This window comes from Cohnella cellulosilytica (assembly GCF_042431195.1).
Taxonomy (GTDB): Bacteria; Bacillota; Bacilli; order Paenibacillales; family Paenibacillaceae; genus Cohnella; species Cohnella cellulosilytica.
The window spans coordinates 78,767-100,376 of record NZ_JBHMDN010000021.1; the positions used below are offsets into that span (position 1 = coordinate 78,767).

The window sequence follows — 21,610 nt, forward strand, 5'->3', positions numbered from 1 at the left end:
GCAAGCCTGCTTAAGCCAGCTGCAAAGGAGATGCCGCATGCTGTCCTTTATGCGAATCAAGATCTATCGCGGCAAGTTCGTTGCCTATGCGGTATTCGTAGTGTTTATTGGCCTGGCGCTGGGGGCGCTTACCTGCGCGGTGCTGCTGGATCAATGGATCGGCAATTCCCGGAACGATGCGGCCGGCGCATTCTCCCGGGTTGAAAATGCCCTTCAGTACGATGCCGACCGGATCGAGGCTTTTATGCAGCGGGTGTATTCCAACAACGACCTGGTATCCGACATTCGCAGCTTCCTGGGCAACGATGCGGAAGGCTATCTGTCGAGCCGGCTGCAGGGCAGCCAGTTCAACCGGTCGCTCGTCTCCTTTCCCGACGATATCCGCTCCTTCCTGGGCAACGGAGGCCGGGGAGACGTGACCCAGATCAGCCTGCACACCGAGCAAGAAGGCAATGTCGTGAGCTTCGACAGCAACGGCAATATGAGCTTCCTGTTTCGTCTGCCCAATACGGACGATACGTTTCGCGAGACGATTCACAAAGGCTTCGTCTATCACAAGAAGCTGTCCGACCCGAACCAGATTTCCCGTCAGCTGGGCGAGCTTCGATTTCTGGTCAACAGCGAACGGATCTTCAAGACGGCCCAGAATTCCCGCCTGGACGAAGCGGCGGCCGTCAGCGACTCCGGAGACGTGTTCCTGATCGCCGGCGGCGACCGAAGCACCGAAGAGCTGGTTCGCCGGATCGCGGCGGACGGGCGCGCGCACGGCTATTTAACGACGGGTTTCGTCAACCGGGCCTATTTCGTCACGTTTACCTCCAACCAGTTCGACTATCGGTTCGTCAGCATCGTGGACCTGGGCTCGCTCATCCGGCAGCAAGCGGACGTGCTGCTCGTCGTATTTCTCATCGTGCTGGCCGCGATGATTTGCGTTCTGCTGCTGATCGTATACAATTTACGCGAGGACGCCAACTTCCTGCGGCGGATTATCGTGTCCATCGGCCGCGCCAAAACGGCGGATTTTACGCCGATCAGCCCGGCCCGTTACCGGAGGAACGAATACGGAATGATCGCCCGGGAGCTGGACGACATGATCCATCAGCTCGACCGGCACATCCGAACGAATTATCTTCTGAAGCTCAAGCAGCAGGAGACCGAGATGAAAGCGCTTCAGGCTCAGATCAATCCCCATTTCTTATATAATACGCTCGAGGTCATCCGTTCCTCCGCGCTGTTCAACAGCGTGGACTATACCTCCGATGCGATTGCCACCTTGGGCGCGCTATATCGCGACATCGTCAAGAACGACAATATCATCTCGCTCGACAGCGAGCTGGCCCTGCTCCAGAAATATCTGAAGATTATGGAATTCAAGTATCCGGGCCGGTTCTATTACCAGCTCAACGTGGAGACGGCGCTGCTGAGCTTGCCCACCGTGAAGTTCTGGATGCAGCCGCTGGCGGAAAATTTCTTCGTTCACGGCTTCGATCCGGAGAGCGAGTTTAATCTGCTGATCGTCAACGGCTGGGAGGAGGCCAACCGCTTCGTGCTGGAGATCGTGGACAACGGCAACCGGATTCCCGAGGAACGGCTGACCGAAATCAGGAGGCAGCTTTCCAGAGGAGACGACGCCTCCGTCAACAGCATCGGCCTGCGCAACGTATACACCCGGCTTCACTTTTTCTATGGAGCGGGTTTTGCCATGATGATCGACAACAACGAGGAAGCCGGCGTTAAAATATCCGTAATCCTATCCAAGGAGGCGATCGGGGATGTACAAGCTGTTGATCGTGGATGACGAGCCGCAGATTCTGGAGGGCATGAAGCGAACGCTGGATTGGGAAAAATACGGCTTCGGCCGCATCGAGACGAGCGAGACGTACGAGGGCGCAATCTCGAAGGCGGTGGAGCTGATTCCGGACTTGGCCATCTTCGACGTGTGCATCGGCAAGCAGCGCGGCTACGACGCCATCCACAAGCTTAACGAGCTGCGCCTTCCCTCGAAATATATTATCATGAGCGGCTACGGCGAATTCCAATATGCGCTGGAGGCGATCCGCTGCGGGGCCAAGGACTACCTGCTCAAACCCGTCGATCGCGCGAAGCTGCAGCATCTGGTCGAGAGAATTATCGTGGAGGATCTGAACGGTACGGTGGAAGGCGCGGATCGCGACGATCTGGACAGGGACCCGGTGCTCGGCGTGCGCTACGACAGCTTGTCCAAGCTGACCAACCGCATCCTGCTGATCGTCAAGGCGGAGTATGCCCAGAACCTGAGTCTGAAATCGGTCGCGGAACGTTTCCGGATGAACGGGACGTATCTCGGGCAGCTTTTTCTCAAGGAGACGCACCGGAAGTTTTCGGAATATTTGATGGCGTATCGGATGCTTCGCGCCCGGGAACGCATTCAGACGACGGACGAGAAAATCGTGTCCATCGCGCTCTCCGTCGGATATCCCAATCTGAACTATTTTTATTCCCATTTCCACGCTTATTTCGGCAAATCGCCTTCGGACTTGCGGAGAAAGGAATAACGCCGCTATGCGACAACAACGGAATTCGAGCCGTTCGGCCATATCCTTCGCGCTTATTCTGCTGCTGGCGTCGACGTTGTCCGGCTGCTTTTCGGCCTCCGGCGGCGGGTATGCCGCGACGGGCGGCGACACGGTGAATTTGATCTACTACACGATCGGAGATCCCGACCGGGACCTGCAGAAGGTCAACGACAAGATCAACGAGGTGTTGGCCAAGAAAATCGGCGTGACCCTCACCTATATTAAAGTGGGCTGGCAGGAGTACGAAGAGCGGCTCAATACCCTCGTGTCTGCGGGAACTCCCTTCGACATCGCTTTTGCGGTGGAATATACGAATTACGCGCAGCGCGGCGCGTTTCTCAAGCTGAACGACTATCTGACCACTGCGGGCAGGGAGATGTACGACGCGATCGACCCCGTGTTCTGGCAAGGCGTGCAGATGGACGACGGCGGCATCTACGGGGTGCCGACCAACAAGGAATTGGCCGTGCGCGACCATTGGATGTATCCGGAGGCGCTGGTCAAGAAGTACGGCATCGACATTTCCCGGTACACGACGCTGGCCTCGCTCGAACCGCTGCTGCGGATGATCAAGGAGAAGGAGCCCGACTATCAGCCGATGGAGCTCGACAAGGGCTCGCAGAACTTCTTCGCTCTGGATGGATACCAGTATGTGGCGGAGAAGTCGCTCCCGCTGATGATCAAAGGCCAGGACCCCGATTCTGCGGTCGTAAGCATCTTCGAAACCGAGGAAGCCCGGCGCGTGCTGGATCTTCTTCGCCATTACTATGTGGAGGGCTTTATTAACGAGGACGCGGCTTTGCGGGAAAGCCCGGGGCTCAAGCGGGGCGACCTGGTCTTCTGGAAGGGCGCGGGAGGCGGGCCGCTGTCGGAAAACAGCTGGAGCAAGGACCGCGGCTACAAGCTTGTGGCTTACCCCGTTACTCCCGCGCTGATTACGACGGAGTCCACGCGGGGAGGGGTCATGGCCGTTAACGCGGATTCGAAGCATCCCGTCGAGGCCATTAAGTTCCTCAACCTGCTGAACACGGACCCCGAGGTGCGCAATCTGTTTAATTTCGGAATCGAGGGCGTGCATTACACGCTGGACGATAACGGCCAGGTCGTCCCGATTCCGCCGACGGACGGCAGCGGCAACCCGATCCCGGACGCGCAGCCCGGCTATGTCGCCGTGCAGTATACCCAGGGCAATTGGTTTATCCTGAAGACGATGGGCGGGCAGTTCCCGGACCCGCTGGACAAGTGGGACCAGTTCCGCGCCAGCAATAAGGAGGCGGTCTATTCGGGCACGCTGGGCTTTACTCCGGACTTGACCGCGATGCCTCTTCAGCTGAAAAATATCCAAATGGTGTGGGAGAAATATTTTTCCGGTCTGATGACGGGCAGCGTCGATGTGGATTCCGTGCTGCCGAAGTTTATCTCGGAGCTTCGCCAGGCGGGCATCGACGAAGTGCGGGACGAGGTGCAGAGACAGCTGGACGCCTGGCGGGCTGTGCGGGGCGGCGCATCGGCGATTCGTCCTGCGAATTAAAGGACCTCGCCCGATTACCGTTCGGATTCGTCAGGCGGACTTGAACCTGGCGATGAAGCGTCCAGGATTTTGGTCGCAAGCGCGGCGAATTGAGCGCGTTCAACCTCGGTTAATCTTGCGAATACGGCATTGATTTGGCGTTCGATCTCATCGCCGACCGCGCGAATGATTTGCCATCCGGCAGCCGTGACCCTGACATTGTAGCCTCGCCGGTCGGTCGAAGAGGTCGTGCGTTCGACGAGTCCGCGCCGCTCGGCTCGATCGACCAGGCCGGTAATGCTGGATTTGTCGAGACCGAGATGCCGGGCGAGCTGCGCCATGCTCGGTTCCCGGTCCCGCAGAATCCCCAGCAGCCGAATTTGAATGATCGAGAGATCGTGTTCGGCTCCCGTTCGGCCGAGAATGGCTTGAGCCAGGAAGGAAAGCTGCATGAAGCCGTCCATGACTGAAAGATCGCTTTCAGTTGTATACGGATCAGTATTCAACATATTCACCCCGAACTTTTTTCACTTAGTATACCACAGAGCCATTGACTTAGTTTGCTTTACAAACTATATTGTTTGTGTAACAAACTAATTGAACGCGCAAAGTCGCGAATGGAGGCTCCGTGATGTATGCAGCAGTAGTACGCGCTTTCGATGCAGCTCCTAAATACGAAGTTATCGACTTGCCGCAACCGTCCGGAAAACATGAAACAATAGTCGACGTTCTTGCCGCCGGTTTACATCCTCGAGTTCGGTCTCAGGCCAATGGTTCCCATTATACAAGCAAGGAGGCATTGCCGCTTATTCCCGGTATTGACGGCGTGGGGAGGCTCGCGGACGGTCGACGGGTTTATTTCGTCGCCCCCGACACCTCGTTTGGGACATTGGCCGAGCAATCGGTGATCGACCTGCGCCGCAGCGTGCCTCTGTCCGAAGACGTCGATCCGGTTCAGATCGCCGCCGCCATGAATCCGGCGATGTCTTCCTGGGTAGCTCTTCGCCGCCGGGTTGAATTCCAGCCTGGGCACAGCGTTCTTGTGCTCGGCGCGACCGGAAATTCGGGACAGATGGCCGTTCAAATCGCCAAGCTGCTTGGCGCGAGTCAAGTCATCGGCGCCGGACGCGATCCGGATCGTCTCGAATCTCTGCCGGCATTGGGCGCCGACTCCGTCGTCTCTCTTGCGGGCGATCCGAAGGAAGCCGCCGATCGACTGGGAGAAGCGGCGTCCGAAGCGGACTTCGTGATCGACTACTTGTGGGGGGAACCGGCGGAGCTTGCGATGATCTCTATGCTGACGAAGAGATCGGATCGGAGTCGGGCTTTGTGCTGGATTCAGATCGGTTCCGTTGCGGGCGCTGCGGCAGCCGTGCCTTCCGCCGCTCTTCGTTCCGCCAACTTTCAACTGCTCGGCAGCGGGCAGGGCTCGGTCACGACAGCCGGGTATATGGCCGAATTTCCGGCGTTGATCGACGCTATTGCGGCGGGAAAGCTTAAAGTGAACGCGTCGCCTCTCCCGCTATCCCAAGTAGAGGAAGCTTGGAATGCTCCTTCCGATCCCGGAAAACGGGTTGTGTTCGTACCCGCGGCGGGATGTTGAAAGCAAGGGGAGGGTTTAGGCTGGTATCCGCATATGTCCTCGCGGCTCGGGCCATTCCGTCTGATCGTCGGCGACGGGGACCATATGACCGATTCGCTCACAAGACCGGCCATGGTGGCGCAGAAGCTGTATGAGGCGGGGCGGGACTAGATCGGCTGAAGGGATTTGGGGCGCCTGTAAAAAAGGTATAATAGACCTCGGAGAATAACCCGAGTGAATCGGCCAGATTCACTTTCGCTGAGGAAAAGAGGGGCGCCCGATGGCAAAATGGGACAATATGCTGTCCATGCTGTGGATGCTGCGATCCGGAAGGAAGATGACCGCGGCGCAGATCGCGGGCAGCTTGGAGACCAGCGTCCGTACCGTTTACCGATATATCGACGCGCTGTGCGCGAGCGGCGTGCCGGTCGTCGCGGAAGCCGGCCACGATGGCGGCATTCGCATATTGGAAAGCTTTCAGGAGACGCCCTTATTCTTTAGTTCGGTGGAGCTGAAGGCGCTTGCGGACGCGTTTAAATTTGCGCAGGGCGCCGGCTATCCGTATACGGAAGAGCTGGAAAGCGCATTGAAGAAGGTGGAGAACGGCCTGCACGAAGAGCAGCGTCACGACCTGTCCGATCTGTCGAGCGGCCTGGATGTCATCTCCCCGGCGCGTCCGCCTTCCGTCGTTGCACTGCTGCGAGAGCTGGAGCAGGCGGCGAAGGAGGGCCGAACGGTCCACATCGATTATCGCAAAGCGAACTCGGAGCAGGCCGACGAACGCGAAGTCGATCCGTACGGGCTGGCTTACGACCGCAGCGAATGGTACGCCGTCGCGTTCTGCCATCGGTCGCGGGCGCTGCGGACGTTCCGGGTGGACCGTATCGAACGGCTGGAGCCGACCGGAGCGCGGTTCGAGAAGCCGGAGCATTTTTCCGCGTCCGCCTATTTCCGCAGCCGGTCCGAGCGGGAACGAGAGGCGGAGGGGCCGCTGACCGTCATCCGCATCGAGGGAGAGCCGGAAACGCTGAATGCGGTTTGCGGCCATTGGCATCTGCGTCATTATTTGACGGAACGGACCGACAGGGAAGCCAGGTTCCTGCTCGACGCTCCGACGATGGACAAGTACCTTCCGATGTATCTGATCACGTTCGGCCCGGACATTCGCGTTCTGGAACCGCCGGAGCTGAAAAGCCGTATCCGGGAAATGGCGCGCGGAATTGCCAAGCATTACGATTCCGATGAACTTCGCTGACAGCCTTTGTCAGCGAACCCGGTATACGATGGAGACAAGGCGGCGAAAGCCGTACGCGTCACCACGAAGGAAGGGGATTATCCGCCATGCTTCAACACTCGCATCAGCTATACGAATATCATGTTTGGGCTAACGACCGGCTATTCGACCACCTGGAACAGCTTCCGGAGGAGGCGTTCCATAAGGAAGTGACCAGCGTGTTCCCGTCCGTGTCGCAGACGCTTGCCCACCTGTATCTGTTCGATCAGCTCTACAGGTCCGTGCTCGCGGAAATTCCGAACGCGGATATTTTTCCGAAGCTCCCGATCTGGACGGAGGAGGCGCAAGGCCAAAGCGTAGACGGGATGCGGCAGCTGTTCGCCGGCGTCGCCGAGCAGTTCCGCCATTTGCTGGCGCATACGCCCGACCCGGACAAAGCGATGACGATCGAGCATCCGAAATACGGCTCCCTCGATACGCATTTCTCCGAAATTTTACGGCACGTGGTCAACCATGGAACCTACCACCGGGGCAACGTGACCGCAATGCTGAGGCAGCAAGGGTATGCCGGCGTCCCGACCGATTATATGTTTTATTTGCTGGAGCGGCAGCAAGGACAGAGATAAACGGCGGGAGATACAGGCGGCGAGGCCATCACGCTCCGTAGTCGCGAAGGATGACGTCGATCGCGCGCTTCCCCCAATTTGCGGCTTCCGAGCCCGGCTCGTTCCAGGCATAGGTGATGAGCGCTTTCCACAGGGCCCAGCCGCGCGCGCGATCCGCCGTATCCCGGTCGAAATTCATGCGGCTCAGGAAGACATTGCGGCTGGCGTCATCGAAAAAATGCCAGGCAATCACCAGATCGCTTGAAGGATCGCCAACTCCCATCGTTCCGAAGTCAATAACGCCGCACAGTCGCCCGTCTCGCACGAGCAGATTGCCCACGGCAACGTCCCCGTGCAGCCACAGCGGCGCGGAGGCATATTTTGTCGCCAGGGCACGCTCCCAGATGTCCGTCAAGAGCCGCTGATCGTATTGGCCGGACAGTTGCGCGATAACGGCTTTTGTCTCCGGATCGTAGACCGCCAGATCGCCTCCGCGATGGAAGTTCTGCGCGCCTGCGGGGACGCCATGGCTGGCGTCGATCGCCTCCAATTCCTTCAGGAAACCCGCAAGATCTTCGGCAAATCCGTTAAGATCGCGAACGTTCGCCCGCGTGACGGTATCGCCTTCAATCCATCGGTTGATGGACCAGGGCAGGGGATATTCGTCCGTGGGCTCGCCCTGCGCGACGGGCGTCGGAATGGGCAGGGACAGCTGCGGTCCGAGAACGGGCAGCCACTTGAGCTCCTTCTCGACCGCCGAGGCATAGCGTTCATGGCTTGGCAGACGAATCGTCATTTCGCTTCCCAGCCGATAGGTGCGGTTGTCGTGTCCGCCTTGGGGCACGGGGACAATCTCCAAGTCCTTCCACTGCGGAAATTGGCGGCGAACCAGTCGGCTTGCCAGACCGGCGTTGATTTCCATTGCGTTGTTCCCTCCTTCGCTCAAATCGCGCAATTCCGGGCTCCGACATTTTTCCGACACGATTCCGAAGTTAACGGTTAGCAAAAAGCGACGCGTATGATAAAGTGGGAACCATAGCGAAGTAAGCCTTTTGTCGGAGAAGAGGTCGTTATACCGGTGCAAAAGGTATTATACCGTCGAAGGCAGGTTGAGTCATGAACAAAATCCTGATTGTCGAGGACGATGCCATCCTCTCCAGGGTGCTGAAGGCATATCTCGTCAAGGCGGGCTACGCCGTCGAGCAGGCCTACGACGGGGAGGCGGCCATTCGCGCATTTCGGGAGGAGAAGCCGTCGCTTGTGCTGCTGGACGTGCTTCTGCCGAACCGCAACGGCTGGTCGATTCTGCGGGCGATCCGGGAAACCAGCGCTTGTCCGGTCATTATGCTGACGGCTTTGGGCGATGTCGAGCAGCGCCTGAAGGGGCTGCGGGAAGGGGCGGACGACTATCTGTGCAAGCCGTTTGTCGGCGAAGAGGTCGTGGCCCGCGTCCAAGCCGTGCTGAGGCGGCCCCCTCATGTCTTGACGGAGCAGGAGGCGATATTCGGCCAACTGAAAATCAACTATGCCTCGCGGGAGGTCACCGTTAACGGAGAGGTCGTACCCTTGACTACGAGGGATCTGGATCTTCTTCTCTTTTTCTCGCAGCATCCGAATCAATCGTTTAGCCGCGATCAACTTATCGAAGCGGTGTGGGGAATCGACTACGAGGGCAGCGACAGAGCCGTCGATCTGTCCGTGAAGCGAATCCGCCAGCTGCTGGGGGACTGGTCGGAGGATGAAGGAGAGATCGCGACCCTTCGAGGACTGGGGTATCAGTTCCGTGTCAAATAATCCGCGTAGAAGCTTGTTATATTACTGGTCGATCCGCTACTTCATCGTCCTGCTCGTCAGCATTGTGATCGCCAGCTCGGCGATCATATTCCTCATCTACTGGGACGCGAAGACCAAGCAGCGCCACGGGCTGGAGCAGACGGTTCGGGATGTTGTCGCCGAGGCGGCCGAGCGGGACGGCAAGCTTCCGCAGGGGGCCGAGCTTGGACGTCTGCTGGATCGGCATGCGCGCGAGAACGGCTTGTGGGACCGGTCGTTCGTTTTTGTGTTTGACCGGGAATGGAGCTTAAGCGAGCAGTTTCCTTCATATGCCCCGTTCGAAGCCGAGGGGCTGATCGAACGGCTGCCTCCCGCCGCGGCCGGGAGCGTCGAAATTGCCGAGCTGCAGTCGGACGAGAACCGGCTTCCGTATTTGGCGGCGGTCAGTCCGATCCGGAACGCCGCGGGGACTACGGGGTATGTGGCGTATTTGGTGCAGAAGGAAACGGTGCTCAAGACCACGCCGCTCGAGCATCGGGTTTTGCGATTCTCCATCGTGGCCGTTGCGTTTATTATCGGCTGGGGGGTTCTCTTCCTGCTGACCCGTCGTTTGCTCAAGCCGATTCAGGAGGCGGCGGACGCGGCCAAACAGATCGTCGCGGGCAACTATCGTGTTGACATCGACAACAGCCATGACGAGAGGGAAATTCATGAATTAATGGTGTCCTTCAAGGAGATGGCCGAGCGGCTGGAGCATCTGGAATCGCTGCGCAATCAACTGTTCCTCGGGGTGACGCACGAGCTGAAAACGCCCATCGCGTCGATCAGCGGCTTGATCCAAGCCGTTAAGGATGAGGTCGTGAGCGAGGAGGAAGCGAAGGAATTTCTCGAGATGAGCTTAAAGGAAACCGGCCGGCTGCAGAAGATGGTGGAGGATTTGCTGGATTTTAACCGTTTTGCCGCCAACTCGGTCACCGTGACCCATCGGCCCGTGGACCTGCTGGCGGAGTTGAACGAGACGGTCGTGCGCTGGAAGCAGGCGCAGGAGAGGACGAGCGTCCAGCCCACGGTCGAGACCGCGGGAGAAGGCGAGACTTGGGAGGTGCTGACCGATCCGGTCCGGCTGGAGCAGATCATGATCAATCTGTTGAACAATGCGAGGGACGCGATGGAGGAGGGCGGAAGCATCCTGATTCGTCTGCATGCCGAGCCGTCGCAGTATCGGATCGAAGTTCAAGATACCGGAGAAGGGATACCCGCGGAGGAGCAGAGAGAAATATTTCAATCCTTCTACCGGGGAGAAAAGAAGCGGACGCGCACCTATGGCCTGGGCATAGGGCTGCCCTTCAGCAGACTGATCGCGGGCTCCCTGGGCGGAGATCTAGCGCTCTCTCGCAGCGGTCCGGAAGGGACCCTGTTCACGCTGACCATCCCCGCGATTCATCCGCTGCCTAAAGATTAAGCCCGGCGGTTCGGGCGCGAGTTTCCTCTCCCGCCGGCTTCCGTCAGCGCGTCTCGCCGCCGGAGCCGACACGGCCGGATTCCGCATACTGTGCGGCAATATCCAGCGCGGTCTGCCGGACCTTCGCGGCAATATCGGCGGGCTCAAGCACAATGACATCCGTCCTGTAATGCAGGAGGGTGCCGATCAGCCAGTCCTCATCCGGGTAGACGGTTCGCACGATCAGCGTCCCGTCCGCCAATCGTTCGGTTTCCCCTTCGTTGAAGCGGTCCATCACGGACACGGCCGCGGACGGCTTGAACTGCAGGACAACGCGAATCTCTTCCCTTGCCTCCGCCGTCTCGGGCCTCTGCCATTTGATCTTCGGATCCGCCAACGCTTCCGTTCGACGAACGAACGTATCGGATCGAATTTCCAATTCCCGAATACGCGACAGCTTGAAAATTCGGTAATCTCCTCGCAAGCGGCAATAGCCGTGAAGGTACCAAGAGTAAGTTTTGAGCAAGAGCGCCATCGGTTCAACCTCGCGCTCCTGCTCCTCTCCTTTTCTGCCTGTGTACTTGAATCGAACCAGTCTCCGATCGTTCACCGCCTGGCGAAGCGATTCATATCGGCTGCGGTCCTCTTCGCTATTTTTCCACGGGGTAAAATCAATATGAATGCGATCTCCCGCTTCGGCCCGCCCCTTCTCCGCCTGAGCGACCAGCGCGCCGACTTTGTCGAGCAGCAAATCCATATTCGAGCGATCGAAGGCTTTGGTGGATTCAAGACCGCGAAGCGCCGTGAAGAGGGCGGTCAGCTCGTCGAAGGAGAGCAGCTGCCGGTCCAGCCGGAAGCTGTCCATAATTTCGTAGCCCCCTTCGGAGCCGGTATAGGAGATGATGGGGATGCCGGCCTGGCCGAGCGATTCGAGATCGCGATACACCGTGCGCAGGGACACCTCGAGTCGATCCGCCAATTCCTGCGCCTGTATCCGCTTCCGGTTAAGCAGCAGAATCGTAATGGTCATGAGTCGTTCCAGCTTCATTGTCAGCTCTCCTGGCCGGCAGGCGTTCCGCCGTTCGATTCGTTCCTGCGTCCGCCGCGGCTTCAACCGTTCCAGAACGACTCTCTCGCGACGTGAGGTCGAGAAGATTCTACAGCAATTGGCGGGGAAAGGGCAAGATACATCGAGGAGAATCTGGCGGAAGAGCTGGAGAAGGAGGAGGTCGCGGCCCGGACAGCAGAGGAACGGCAGGGGCGGAGATCAGCGTTCGATATGATACCGCCCCCTGGGCACGACCATCGGGGAACCCGACAGAGGGTCCTGGATCACCGCGCAGTCGAGACCGAAAATATCTTTAACCAACGCGCTCGTCACGACCTCCGACGGCGGGCCCTCGGCCACAAGCTTTCCTTCGTACAGCGCGAAAATATGGTCCGCGTAACGCGCGGACAGGTTAATGTCGTGGAGGACCATGACGATCGTCGTTCCGTGCTTGCGGTTCAGGTCCGTGAGCAGATCGAGAATTTCGACCTGGTAGGTGATGTCCAGGAAGGTCGTCGGTTCGTCCAGGAATAAAATGTCGGTCTGCTGCGCCAGAGCCATGGCGATCCAGACGCGCTGCCGCTGGCCGCCCGACAGCTCGTCGATATGGTGGTTGGCGAATTCGGTAATCTTCATAATTGTCATCGCTTCGGCTACGGCCTCGTAATCCTTTTTCGTCCATCCGCTGAACAGCGTCTGGTGCGGAAACCTGCCCCGCCCGACCAGATCCGCCACCGAGATGCCTTCCGGAACGATGGGGGATTGCGGCAGCAGCCCGACAATCCGGGCAAGCTGCTTGGGAGGCATTTTGCCGATAGGCTTGCCGTCGATCGTAACCTTGCCGGATATCGGCTTGATCAGCCGGGCCATCGTCTTAAGAAGCGTCGACTTGCCGCAGCCGTTCGCTCCGATAATGACGCTGATTTTATGGCTGGGGACGACAAGGTCCACGCCGTGGATGATCGTCTTGCGGTCATAGCCGGCAACGAGCTGTTCGGCTTGAAAAAGATGCGTCGGTTTCATTATAATTCTCCCTTTCGATTCATTCGGATGAGCAGGAAGATCAGATACGGCGCTCCGAGCAATCCGGTAATGATGCCTACGGGGAATCTGACCTCGAAAGCGAACTGTCCGATGAGATCGGCCGCCAAAACCAGGTTAACCCCGACAAGGCCCGCCGGAATGACGTTGGAGAAGCCGACCCCGACCAGTCTCTTGGCGATCGGTCCCGAAAGGAAGGAGACAAAGGCGATCGGACCGGTCGTCGCGGTCGCGATCGCGATCATGCATACCGAGCTGGCGATCAGCGCGATTCTGGTCTTGTCCGTGGACACCCCGAGAGAAGAGGCCGCCTGCTCTCCAAGCTCCAGCAGATCCAGACGCCTGCCCAGCATCACGATGACAGGGACGAAAATCGCAACCGACAGAATAAGAGGCGGCAGCTCGCGCATTTGGGAGCCGTTGAGGCTGCCGGCGAGCCATCTGAGTGCCGCGGGAATGTCCTGCTGCGAGCTGATCAGGATCAGATAGGAGATGACGGCGTCCAGCATGGCCTGGATGCCTATCCCGATAAGAATCAACCGTCCGATCGAGAAGGCTCTTCCCCTCGACAACACATACATGACGATTACGGTGGCCAGGCCGGCGGCGACCGAAGCGGCGGATACGACGGCCCCGCTCGCATGCAGCACGGTGATGCAGAAGACCGCCGCCGCGCTCGAGCCCGAAGTAATGCCGATGACGTTCGGATTCGCCAGCGGGTTGCGCAGCATCGTCTGGAAGACGTGTCCGGCAATGCCGAAAGCGAAGCCGGCCAACAAACCGGCCAGCATTCTCGGCAGGCGTATCGTATTCACGGCGAAAGACACGCCCTTGACCGATTCCCCCGACAGCGCGCGGATCACCTCTTTGACCGAATAGATCGTATTGCCCAATAACAGCATGGCGCAGCATAGAAGGCATGCGAGTACCGCAAGGCTGACGGTAACTCCTATCCATCTGCGCCGTCTTTGACGTCGGCCCGCCTTAATCCACTCTACAGGTTCTTTTCTCATAATGAACGCACTTTCGATCTCATCGCAAGGATGATTAGTATCGGAGCGCCTATGAACGCCGTTACGACGCCGACCTCCAGCTCTCCGGGGCTGCCGACCAGCCTGCCGATGACATCGGATATCGTTAAGATGACGGCTCCCGATATCGCCGACATCGGGATGACGAAGCGCAGGTCGGGCCCGAGAATCAGGCGCATGACGTGGGTAGCCAGCAGCCCGACGAAGCCGATGGGGCCGGCCAGCGCGGTCGCGGCTCCGCACAGGACTACGCCGGCCAGCGCCGCGACAAATCTCAGCACGCCCGTGCGAACGCCCAACCCGGTCGCCACGTCGTCTCCCAGCGCCAGCGCGTTAAGCGCCGGCGCCGTCAGGAAGGCGATGAGCATTCCGGCGATCAGGAACGGAGCGAAGGTCGCGACGGAGCCCCAGCTTCCCGAGCCGACGCTGCCCACCTGCCAGAACCGGAACTGATCCATGACGTAAGCGCGCGGAATCAGAATCGCGGAGACCAGGGAAGAGATCGCGGCGCTGGTGGCGGCTCCGGCCAGGACAAGCTTAATGGGCGTGGCACCGCCACGCCCCATGGAACCGATTCCGAAGACGAACACCGCGGTAATCGCGGCTCCGGCCAAGGCCAGCCAAATGTATTGGCTGGCGGTGCTTATGTTCAGGAACGCGATTCCGGAAACGACAAACAAGGCCGCGCCCGTATTCACTCCCAGTATGCTCGGATCGGCAATCGGGTTGCGGGTGACCGATTGCATGAGCGCCCCGGAAACGCCGAGCGCCGCTCCGCAAAGCAGGCTGAAGACGGTTCGGGCAATTCTCTTGCGCACGATATTCGCCCCGTAGGAGTCGACGTCCGCATGAAATAAACCGTCTATCAGCTCGTTAAGCCTCACCAGCCGAGAGCCAAGGACGAGGGAGGCGACCGCGCATACGCCGAGCAGAACGATACAGACGACAAGAACCGTCGTAAAGTTTCTCGGCATATGCAGTTTTTGCCGTTGGTCCGTTGAGGCCGAAGAGCTATTCATTGATCTTGTCGATAGCTCCTCCGATGAGTTTCAGGTATTCGTCGATCGTATAAGCGATCGACAGCGGATTCGGGGTTCCGGCTGCGACCAGCGGCGTATCGCTGGTGATAAACGCGACGGAGCCTCTCTCGATTGCAGGGATTTTGCCGAGCAGGGAGTCGGCTTTAAGCGTTTGGTACAAGGCGTCGTCGCCGTAGCCGACGATCAGATCGGCGTCGGAGAGAGCTTCCGCGTTCTCGGCGCTCAGACTCAGCGAATAGCTGTTCGGATCGGTAATCAGGCTCGTAATGCTGTCCGGATAGACCATTCCAAGCTCGTGCAGGAACGCGACGCGGGAATCGATCGGCGTATAGATATGCAATTTGGACAGATCCTGAGCCGAGAAGTTAACCCAGACGACCTTCTTGCCCTGAATTTGAGGATAAGCCTTCAGCTTTTCGCTGAGCATGCTCTCGACATCTTTAATGAGCTGTTCGCCCTCCGCTTGCATGCCCATGCCTGTCGCGTTAAGCTCTACCTGTTCGCGCCAGGTCGTGGTCCACGGAGCTGTCGGATAAGCGACGACCGGAGCGATCTGGCTCAGCAGATCGTAGTCTTCCTGCGTGATTCCGGAGTAAGCGGCCAGAATAACGTCCGGGTTGGCATCGGAGATCGCCTCGAAATCCAGGCCGTCCGTATCCTGGAAGACGTTCGGGTTCGTCTCGCCCAGCTCCTTGAGCTTTTCCGCCGTCCAAGGCAGCAATCCGCTGCCGTCCTGAACGCCGAAGTTCGCCGCCGAGAAGCCTACGGGAACGACGCCGAGAGCGAGCGCCACGTCATGGTTCGCCCACTGGATGGTCACGATTCGCTCGGGCTTGCTCTCGATGACGGCTTCGCCCAGAGCGTGCTTGATTACGATCGGATATTCGACGGCCGGCTCCTCGGAAGCGGGCGTTTCCGCCGCCGGCGATTCGACGCTGGCCGAAGCGCTCGAGGTTGGAGACGGGGAGGACGAAGGCGATGGCGTCGATTCGGATTCCTTGTTCGAACAACCGATGAGCAGCGTCATAAGTATGGCTGAAAGGATAACCCCTTTTAACGAGATGTTGCGCGATGTAGTCATATGCAGACCCTTCCTTATCTTTCATGTTATTTTGTTGATAATGATTATCACTACCAATAACATTATATCTTCCTTGAGAGGGTTGTCAATGATAAATCGCGCCTGGAACGCTCCGCGGCCGCTTCTGTCTTCCCCGCCGATGCCGTCATACCATGCGGATTCTTGATTAGGGCCGCCCGCCTTGAAATAAACGTCGCGGGATTCGACCGGAGCATGCGGGACGTACGGTCAAGCGCGGCGATTTGTGGTACGATAAGAGCGAAAACGATTCATATTCATATCGATGGAGGCGCTTGCATATGGGCCAGCAAATGCAGCAAGAGGGATATTTCGGAGAGTTCGGGGGCAGCTTCGTCCCGCCGGAATTGCAGGAAGTGCTGAACTATCTGAGCGAACAATTCAACCGATTCAAGGACGATCCGGAATTCAAGGAGGAGCTCCGCTACTACTTGCGCGAATACGTTGGCCGCGAGAGCCCGCTGACCTATGCGGAACGGCTGACCAAAGCCTGGGGCGGCGCCAAGATCTACCTCAAGCGCGAGGATCTGAACCATACCGGGGCGCATAAAATCAACAACGCGATCGGTCAGATTTTGCTGGCCAAGCGGATGGGCGCCAAGCGGATTATTGCCGAGACGGGGGCGGGTCAGCACGGCGTCGCTACGGCGACGGCCTGCGCCATGTTCGACATGGAATGCGTCATTTACATGGGAGCGGAGGATACGCGCCGCCAGGCGCTGAACGTGTTCCGGATGGAGCTGCTCGGCGCGACCGTCGTTCCGGTCGACAAGGGGCAGGGGCGTCTGAAGGACGCGGTCGACGAGGCGCTGAACGATCTGGTCCAAAACTATCGGAATACGTTCTATCTGCTCGGCTCCGCGGTCGGTCCGCATCCGTTCCCGACAATGGTCAAGCATTTCCAGGCGATCATCAGCGAAGAGTCCAAGCGGCAGATCGTCGAGAAGGAAGGCCGTCTTCCCGACGCGGTCATCGCCTGCGCGGGCGGCGGCAGCAACGCGATCGGCGCGTTCGCGCACTATATCGACGAGCCGGGCGTCCGTCTGATCGGCGTCGAGCCCGACCAGGCGCCGACCTTGACTCAGGGCGTTCCGGGTATCATCCACGGCTTCAAGTGCCTGGTGCTGCTAGACGAGGAAGGCCAGCCGAGAAAAACCTATTCGATCGCGGCGGGGCTCGACTATCCGGGCATCGGGCCGGAGCACAGCCACTTGAAGGTAACGGGCCGCGGCGAATACGCGACGGTCACGAACGAGGAAGTGCTGGAAGCGTTCCGGGAGCTGTCTCGCGTCGAGGGAATCATTCCGGCCCTTGAGAGCGCCCATGCGCTCGCCTACGCCAAGAAGCTTGCGCCGACGATGGACGGGGACAAGCTGCTCATTGTCAACCTGTCTGGGCGCGGCGACAAGGACGTCGAGCAAGTGTTCCACATGCTTAAATAGAAAGCAATGTATCGCATCGCCGCAGCCCGTCGTTTTTCGGCATGGGGTTGTCCCTTAAGCGAATCGCGTTGCTCTGAAAGATAGTCGATGAACAAGGTGCAAGGGGTATGTACCTCCTTCCGATGCTATACGCTCTTGAAATGGGAATAGTAAACCCGTTACAAGGAGATTCAGGAGCGTATGAGGCATTTTTCAGGAGGTGCATACCCCTATTTTGTTATCGATCATCTCAAGCAGCCCCGCTTATGGGATAGCCCCATTTTTGGGAGAACGGACTGGCCGAAGCCAAAGCGAACCGCGCAGGAGTGTGCCCGATCGGCACCTTGCAACCGGAGGTTGCGGGCCTTGCGCAACCAGAGCTCGCTTTACTTTCGGGCGCTTCTGAATCAATATGGGCTTATCAAACGACAGAGAGGCTGCTGCTGCGATGATATTCGGCGAGAAGCTAAAGACGGAGAGAAGCAAGATGGGCTGGTCGCAGGAGGAGCTGGCCGCGAAGCTGTATGTCAGCCGGCAATCGGTCTCGAAATGGGAGAACGGTCAAAATTATCCCGGCATCGAGATCATTATTAAAATAAGCGATCTGTTCGGTGTGACCATCGACGAGCTATTAAGGAGTGATGAGGAGTTGACGAAAAAAGTGATTCAGGAAAGCAGACGACTGGCCTATCCGAGACTGAAATTTACCGTTGACGTCCTGTTTCTGGCAGGCGCCGTCCTGCTCGTCATCAAGCTCGCCGTCCTCCTTCTGAACAAATTCGCGTCGATGGATATAACGCTGCTCGGCGGGTCGTTCCTATGGAACTTCGGCCCCCTCGTTCTCATGATCGGAGGGGGAGTCGCTTCCGATACCCTGAAGAAAAAATACAAGCCGGATTGATCCGATGCCCCGTTTTCTCGCGCCCGCATTCGTTATCGATGGCGGGCTTTTTTTGACGATTCAGATGCGCATGCTGTCAGGCAGCACCCCATTCCCCGTCTTAGCGACACCGTGGGCGTTTATGCTTGAGTTATTAGTCAAATTCGCATGCAGTGAACCTTCATTCTCGTTAATCGGATTTGGGTGAAAGGGAGGGAAGGGGGCGAGAGGGCCGCCAGACTGAGAAACCGGGCCGAGATGTTCTACAGAATCGATTATTCCCACGCAAAAAGCCCCGGATTGGGCCGAGATGTTCTACAGAATCGATTATTTCCGCGCGAATAGCCTCGGATCGGGCCGAGATGTTCTAAGAAATCGATTATCCCCGCGCGAAAAGCCTCGGATTGGGCCGAGATGTTCTACAGAATCGATTATCCTCGCGCGAATAGCCTCGGATTGGGCTGGGATGTTCTAAGAAATCGATTATCCCCGCGCGAATAGCCTCGGATCGGGCCGAGATGTTCTACAGAATCGCTTATCCCCGCGCGAAAAGCTCCATCTGGCGCCGCTGCTGCCCACCAGACCAGTTACTTCCCCCTCCTAAAGCCGCCGTCTGACCGTAATAGCCGACAAACTAGCTAAATCCCTCCGAACAAGCACCCATCCCGCTAAGAGGAAAGCTGCACAACACCCGCAACGTCATACAGTCTGTCGTCCGGGCCGCACGGGCCAATAATTTAGAGAAGAATCAGAGAAGGAAGGCACCAATTCGCCCAACGCCATACATTGGTTCGGTTCGGTCCAACGCCATACACCTGCTCGTCCCAACACCATACACGGGCTCATCCCAATGTCATCCACTTGCTCGCCTCAGCGACATACACGGGTTTGTCCCAACATCATACACATGCTCTCTCTCACGACACAGACAGAATCCTCCCAATGTCGTACACTGGCTCGAATTTGGCTCGGGAATGAGGCGCAGGAAATCAGGAAAGAGGAGTTAGAAAAATCGTGTGACGGCGCTCCAGTGTGGCATGCCAGATGAGAGACGGGGGCTCCTGGAAACCTCGCATATCTGGCGCTCCAACAGCACCGGTGAACGGAGGCGAGCGAATGGATCAGACTTATTTGTACACGAATCGGAATCATCTCCGCAAAAAAAACGCAAGCAAAAATGCTCGCGGCTTCGCAGCCCACGGACATGCGAAACGGCGGACCGCTTCGATTGCTGCGCGGTCCGCCGGGTTCATGCGGGAGCGCTTCGGCGCTCTTTATTATTTTGCGAATACGTGATTGCCGATCTGTACGGTTACCGGACGACTTCTCACCCAGGCGTTGTCCGTTTTCTGCGGATTGTAGAAGACGATGGCCCCGCGCCCCGGATCGGAGCCGTTCAGGGCGTCCTGTACGGCGCGTTTCGTCTCCTGGCTCGGCGTCACCGAATAGATGCGCTTGTCCAGCACCGGAGAATATTGATAGTAGGCTTTGCCGTTATAGTATTCGACTTGAAAAATCGTGTCGATAATCGTAGCCGGCCAGTCGGGATGGGCGACACGGTTCAGAATCGACGCCGCAACGGCGACTTTGCCCGCATAGCTTTCGCTTCCCGCCTCCGCCTCCGTAATCCGGTACAGCCAGAGAAGCTCGTCCCCCGACGGCTGCCGCTTCTGCTGGGCCAGCGCGAAGACCGCTCCTTCTCCCGTAGTAATCGTCGCAGCGCCTTTCCGCGCATCGTATTGAACGCCGAAGCCGAGCTTTCTCGCCGTATAGGCCAGCGGCACGTACGCGGTTCCGCCGATCAGCGTCGTGCGCGTATCCAGTTGATCCCGAGTCCAGCTCGTGTCCCCGGTCCGCAAATAATCGGTGTGGCGCTCCCCCGAGGGAAAGCTGATCCGGATCGGCGCTGCCGAGACGACCGCGGAACGATAACGTTCGTCCCAGGCGACCGAGACGTTCAGCCCGCGAAACCAGGATGCCGGGACGAGCTGATAGCCGTTCTGCACGATCGCGGTCGTCGAGACCGGCTGACCGTTGACGTAGATCGTCGTGGCGCCGGGCGCCTGCGCGGACGCGCCTCCGGCCGGCCAAGCCCAAACAAATATCAATAGAAGTGTCAAAGATAGAGTCCAACGTTTGTACTGCACGATAACCTCTCCTTCCTTCGGAACATCATACGATAAAATCGCCGGCCGTCCGTCTGGCAGATAGAGGATGATGAGAGCCGGCCAGGAGGCCGATTGGCGGAAAAAACGCGAAAGGGAGCGGATTTGTCCGTACACCGCAGCTTCCTTTTCTGATAAGAATGAGGAAATTTTAACGAAAACGCACGCCGGATTCACAGCCTCGACGCGGCTCCACGGCAGATAGACTTATCCCCTTTCGTTTGGTAAGATGGGCGCAATTCGTATTTTAGAATTCTTTTTGACTGAAATGTCGATTGGGACGAATCCGATTCGTCGTTATAAATAGAAGGACAAAAAACAAAGGAGAATGCGGATGCGGACGGTAACTTCCAAGGACGGCACGAAAATCGCTTACGACAGGTCCGGGCAAGGGCCGGCGCTTATTCTGACGGGAGGCGCGTTCAGCTATCGCAATTTTCCCGGAATGACGCAGCTGGCGTCCTGCCTGGCGGAGAGATTTACAGTCTACAATTACGACCGGCGCGGACGCGGCGATAGCGGAGACGGCTTGTCCTACTCGACGGACCGCGAGATCGAGGATCTGCAGGCGCTGATCGAAGAAGCGGGAGGCGAAGCTTGCGTGTACGGCTTATCTTCCGGCGCCGTGCTTGCGCTTCAAGCCGCGGCCAGGGGAGCGCCGATCTCCAGGCTGGCTCTGCACGAACCGCCGTTCATCGTGAGCCCGAACGATCCCAGGCCGCCGGCGGACTTCGTCCGGCAAGTGAGCGAGAGGATCGCCGAGGACCGCAGGGAGGACGCCATCCGTTACTTCATGACCAAGGGTATGGGCGCTCCCGCTTTCGTTCCTTTCATGCTCCGGCTAATGCCGGGAACCTGGGACAGATTAAAGGCCGTTGCCCATACGCTCCCGTACGATGCGAAGCTGCTTGAAGGGCACATCGCGGGCCGTCCGCTCGACGGCAAGCTTTGGAGCGGAGCCGCGATGCCGACGCTTGTCCTCGAAGGCACGGAGAGTCCGGCATCGCTGCGCCGCGCCGCTCAAGCTCTGTCGGCCGTGCTGCCGAATGCGCGGCTTGCGAGCAAGCGGGGGCTCGGCCACACCAAGAAGCTGGACGCCAGACGAATCGCTCCGGAGCTGACGGCTTTTTTCCTGAGCGACCGGGAAGGCCGCTCTGCCGGCGCCTGAGGGTGATGGACGCGCAA

General features: G+C 58.5%; 19 protein-coding genes. 11 read left to right on the top strand and 8 right to left on the bottom strand.

Features of this window, described 5'->3' with window-relative positions:
* Nucleotides 1-37 precede the first annotated feature (37 nt).
* The 3 genes from ACFFT4_RS16940 to ACFFT4_RS16950 are packed head-to-tail and all read left to right on the top strand — an operon-like array spanning nucleotide 38 to nucleotide 4,086.
* Nucleotides 38-1,798: a sensor histidine kinase gene (locus ACFFT4_RS16940; protein WP_378049591.1), complete on the top strand. Its 1,761-nt coding sequence runs from the start codon at nucleotides 38-40 to the stop codon at nucleotides 1,796-1,798.
* Nucleotides 1,773-2,534, top strand: coding sequence for a response regulator transcription factor (locus ACFFT4_RS16945; RefSeq protein ID WP_378049593.1), 762 nt, complete (start codon nucleotides 1,773-1,775; stop codon nucleotides 2,532-2,534). Before ACFFT4_RS16940 ends, ACFFT4_RS16945 begins: the two co-directional genes overlap by 26 nt.
* A 7-nt stretch (nucleotides 2,535-2,541) precedes the next feature.
* Nucleotides 2,542-4,086: an ABC transporter substrate-binding protein gene (locus ACFFT4_RS16950; protein ID WP_378049595.1), complete on the top strand. Its 1,545-nt coding sequence runs from the start codon at nucleotides 2,542-2,544 to the stop codon at nucleotides 4,084-4,086.
* 14 nt (nucleotides 4,087-4,100) lie between these two features.
* On the opposite strand, the gene ACFFT4_RS16955 is transcribed toward ACFFT4_RS16950, so the two are convergent.
* Complete coding sequence (locus ACFFT4_RS16955; RefSeq protein WP_378049596.1) at nucleotides 4,101-4,529, bottom strand: MarR family winged helix-turn-helix transcriptional regulator; 429 nt, start codon at nucleotides 4,527-4,529, stop codon at nucleotides 4,101-4,103.
* 335 nt (nucleotides 4,530-4,864) lie between these two features.
* Here ACFFT4_RS16955 and ACFFT4_RS16960 point away from each other — a divergent pair, with 335 nt between their 5' ends.
* From ACFFT4_RS16960 to ACFFT4_RS16970, 3 genes are all read left to right on the top strand, one after another.
* Nucleotides 4,865-5,668, top strand: coding sequence for a zinc-binding dehydrogenase (locus ACFFT4_RS16960; RefSeq protein ID WP_378049598.1), 804 nt, complete (start codon nucleotides 4,865-4,867; stop codon nucleotides 5,666-5,668).
* Between the two features lie 259 nt (nucleotides 5,669-5,927).
* Nucleotides 5,928-6,902: a helix-turn-helix transcriptional regulator gene (locus ACFFT4_RS16965; protein ID WP_378049602.1), complete on the top strand. Its 975-nt coding sequence runs from the start codon at nucleotides 5,928-5,930 to the stop codon at nucleotides 6,900-6,902.
* 86 nt (nucleotides 6,903-6,988) lie between these two features.
* Nucleotides 6,989-7,507: a DinB family protein gene (locus tag ACFFT4_RS16970; RefSeq protein WP_378049604.1), complete on the top strand. Its 519-nt coding sequence runs from the start codon at nucleotides 6,989-6,991 to the stop codon at nucleotides 7,505-7,507.
* A 28-nt stretch (nucleotides 7,508-7,535) separates the two neighbouring features.
* Here ACFFT4_RS16970 and ACFFT4_RS16975 read toward each other — a convergent pair whose 3' ends face one another.
* Nucleotides 7,536-8,408, bottom strand: coding sequence for an aminoglycoside phosphotransferase family protein (locus ACFFT4_RS16975; protein ID WP_378049606.1), 873 nt, complete (start codon nucleotides 8,406-8,408; stop codon nucleotides 7,536-7,538).
* Between the two features lie 194 nt (nucleotides 8,409-8,602).
* Between ACFFT4_RS16975 and ACFFT4_RS16980 the strand changes: the two genes are divergently transcribed.
* Nucleotides 8,603-9,280 (top strand): response regulator transcription factor, encoded by a 678-nt coding sequence (locus ACFFT4_RS16980; RefSeq protein ID WP_378049608.1) that lies wholly within the window; start codon nucleotides 8,603-8,605, stop codon nucleotides 9,278-9,280.
* On the top strand, nucleotides 9,270-10,721 hold the full coding sequence (locus ACFFT4_RS16985; protein ID WP_378049610.1) for a HAMP domain-containing sensor histidine kinase: 1,452 nt from the start codon (nucleotides 9,270-9,272) through the stop codon (nucleotides 10,719-10,721). The genes ACFFT4_RS16980 and ACFFT4_RS16985 overlap by 11 nt, the downstream gene beginning before the upstream one ends.
* 43 nt (nucleotides 10,722-10,764) lie before the next feature.
* On the opposite strand, the gene ACFFT4_RS16990 is transcribed toward ACFFT4_RS16985, so the two are convergent.
* From ACFFT4_RS16990 to ACFFT4_RS17010, 5 genes are all read right to left on the bottom strand, one after another.
* Nucleotides 10,765-11,748 carry a helix-turn-helix transcriptional regulator gene (locus tag ACFFT4_RS16990; RefSeq protein WP_378049611.1) on the bottom strand — a complete coding sequence of 328 codons (984 nt, stop codon included), beginning with the start codon at nucleotides 11,746-11,748 and terminating at the stop codon, nucleotides 10,765-10,767.
* 219 nt (nucleotides 11,749-11,967) lie between these two features.
* Nucleotides 11,968-12,771 carry an ABC transporter ATP-binding protein gene (locus tag ACFFT4_RS16995; protein WP_378049613.1) on the bottom strand — a complete coding sequence of 268 codons (804 nt, stop codon included), beginning with the start codon at nucleotides 12,769-12,771 and terminating at the stop codon, nucleotides 11,968-11,970.
* Nucleotides 12,771-13,802, bottom strand: coding sequence for a FecCD family ABC transporter permease (locus ACFFT4_RS17000; protein ID WP_378049615.1), 1,032 nt, complete (start codon nucleotides 13,800-13,802; stop codon nucleotides 12,771-12,773). Before ACFFT4_RS17000 ends, ACFFT4_RS16995 begins: the two co-directional genes overlap by 1 nt.
* Nucleotides 13,799-14,839 carry a FecCD family ABC transporter permease gene (locus ACFFT4_RS17005; protein WP_378049617.1) on the bottom strand — a complete coding sequence of 347 codons (1,041 nt, stop codon included), beginning with the start codon at nucleotides 14,837-14,839 and terminating at the stop codon, nucleotides 13,799-13,801. The genes ACFFT4_RS17000 and ACFFT4_RS17005 overlap by 4 nt, the downstream gene beginning before the upstream one ends.
* Entirely contained in the window at nucleotides 14,832-15,941 is a 1,110-nt protein-coding gene (locus tag ACFFT4_RS17010) for an iron-siderophore ABC transporter substrate-binding protein (protein ID WP_378049619.1), read from the bottom strand. The genes ACFFT4_RS17005 and ACFFT4_RS17010 overlap by 8 nt, the downstream gene beginning before the upstream one ends.
* A 299-nt stretch (nucleotides 15,942-16,240) precedes the next feature.
* Here ACFFT4_RS17010 and trpB point away from each other — a divergent pair, with 299 nt between their 5' ends.
* Both trpB and ACFFT4_RS17020 read left to right on the top strand, forming a co-directional pair.
* Nucleotides 16,241-17,401, top strand: a complete 1,161-nt coding sequence (gene trpB / locus ACFFT4_RS17015; RefSeq protein WP_378049621.1) for a tryptophan synthase subunit beta — start codon at nucleotides 16,241-16,243, stop codon at nucleotides 17,399-17,401.
* A gap of 427 nt (nucleotides 17,402-17,828) precedes the next feature.
* Nucleotides 17,829-18,281, top strand: a complete 453-nt coding sequence (locus ACFFT4_RS17020; protein ID WP_378049622.1) for a helix-turn-helix domain-containing protein — start codon at nucleotides 17,829-17,831, stop codon at nucleotides 18,279-18,281.
* Between the two features lie 1,256 nt (nucleotides 18,282-19,537).
* Here the strand turns inward: ACFFT4_RS17020 and ACFFT4_RS17025 are convergent.
* Nucleotides 19,538-20,407 (bottom strand): cell wall hydrolase, encoded by an 870-nt coding sequence (locus ACFFT4_RS17025; protein WP_378049624.1) that lies wholly within the window; start codon nucleotides 20,405-20,407, stop codon nucleotides 19,538-19,540.
* Between the two features lie 352 nt (nucleotides 20,408-20,759).
* Between ACFFT4_RS17025 and ACFFT4_RS17030 the strand changes: the two genes are divergently transcribed.
* Nucleotides 20,760-21,593, top strand: a complete 834-nt coding sequence (locus tag ACFFT4_RS17030; protein WP_378049626.1) for an alpha/beta fold hydrolase — start codon at nucleotides 20,760-20,762, stop codon at nucleotides 21,591-21,593.
* The last annotated feature ends 17 nt before the right edge of the window (nucleotides 21,594-21,610 follow it).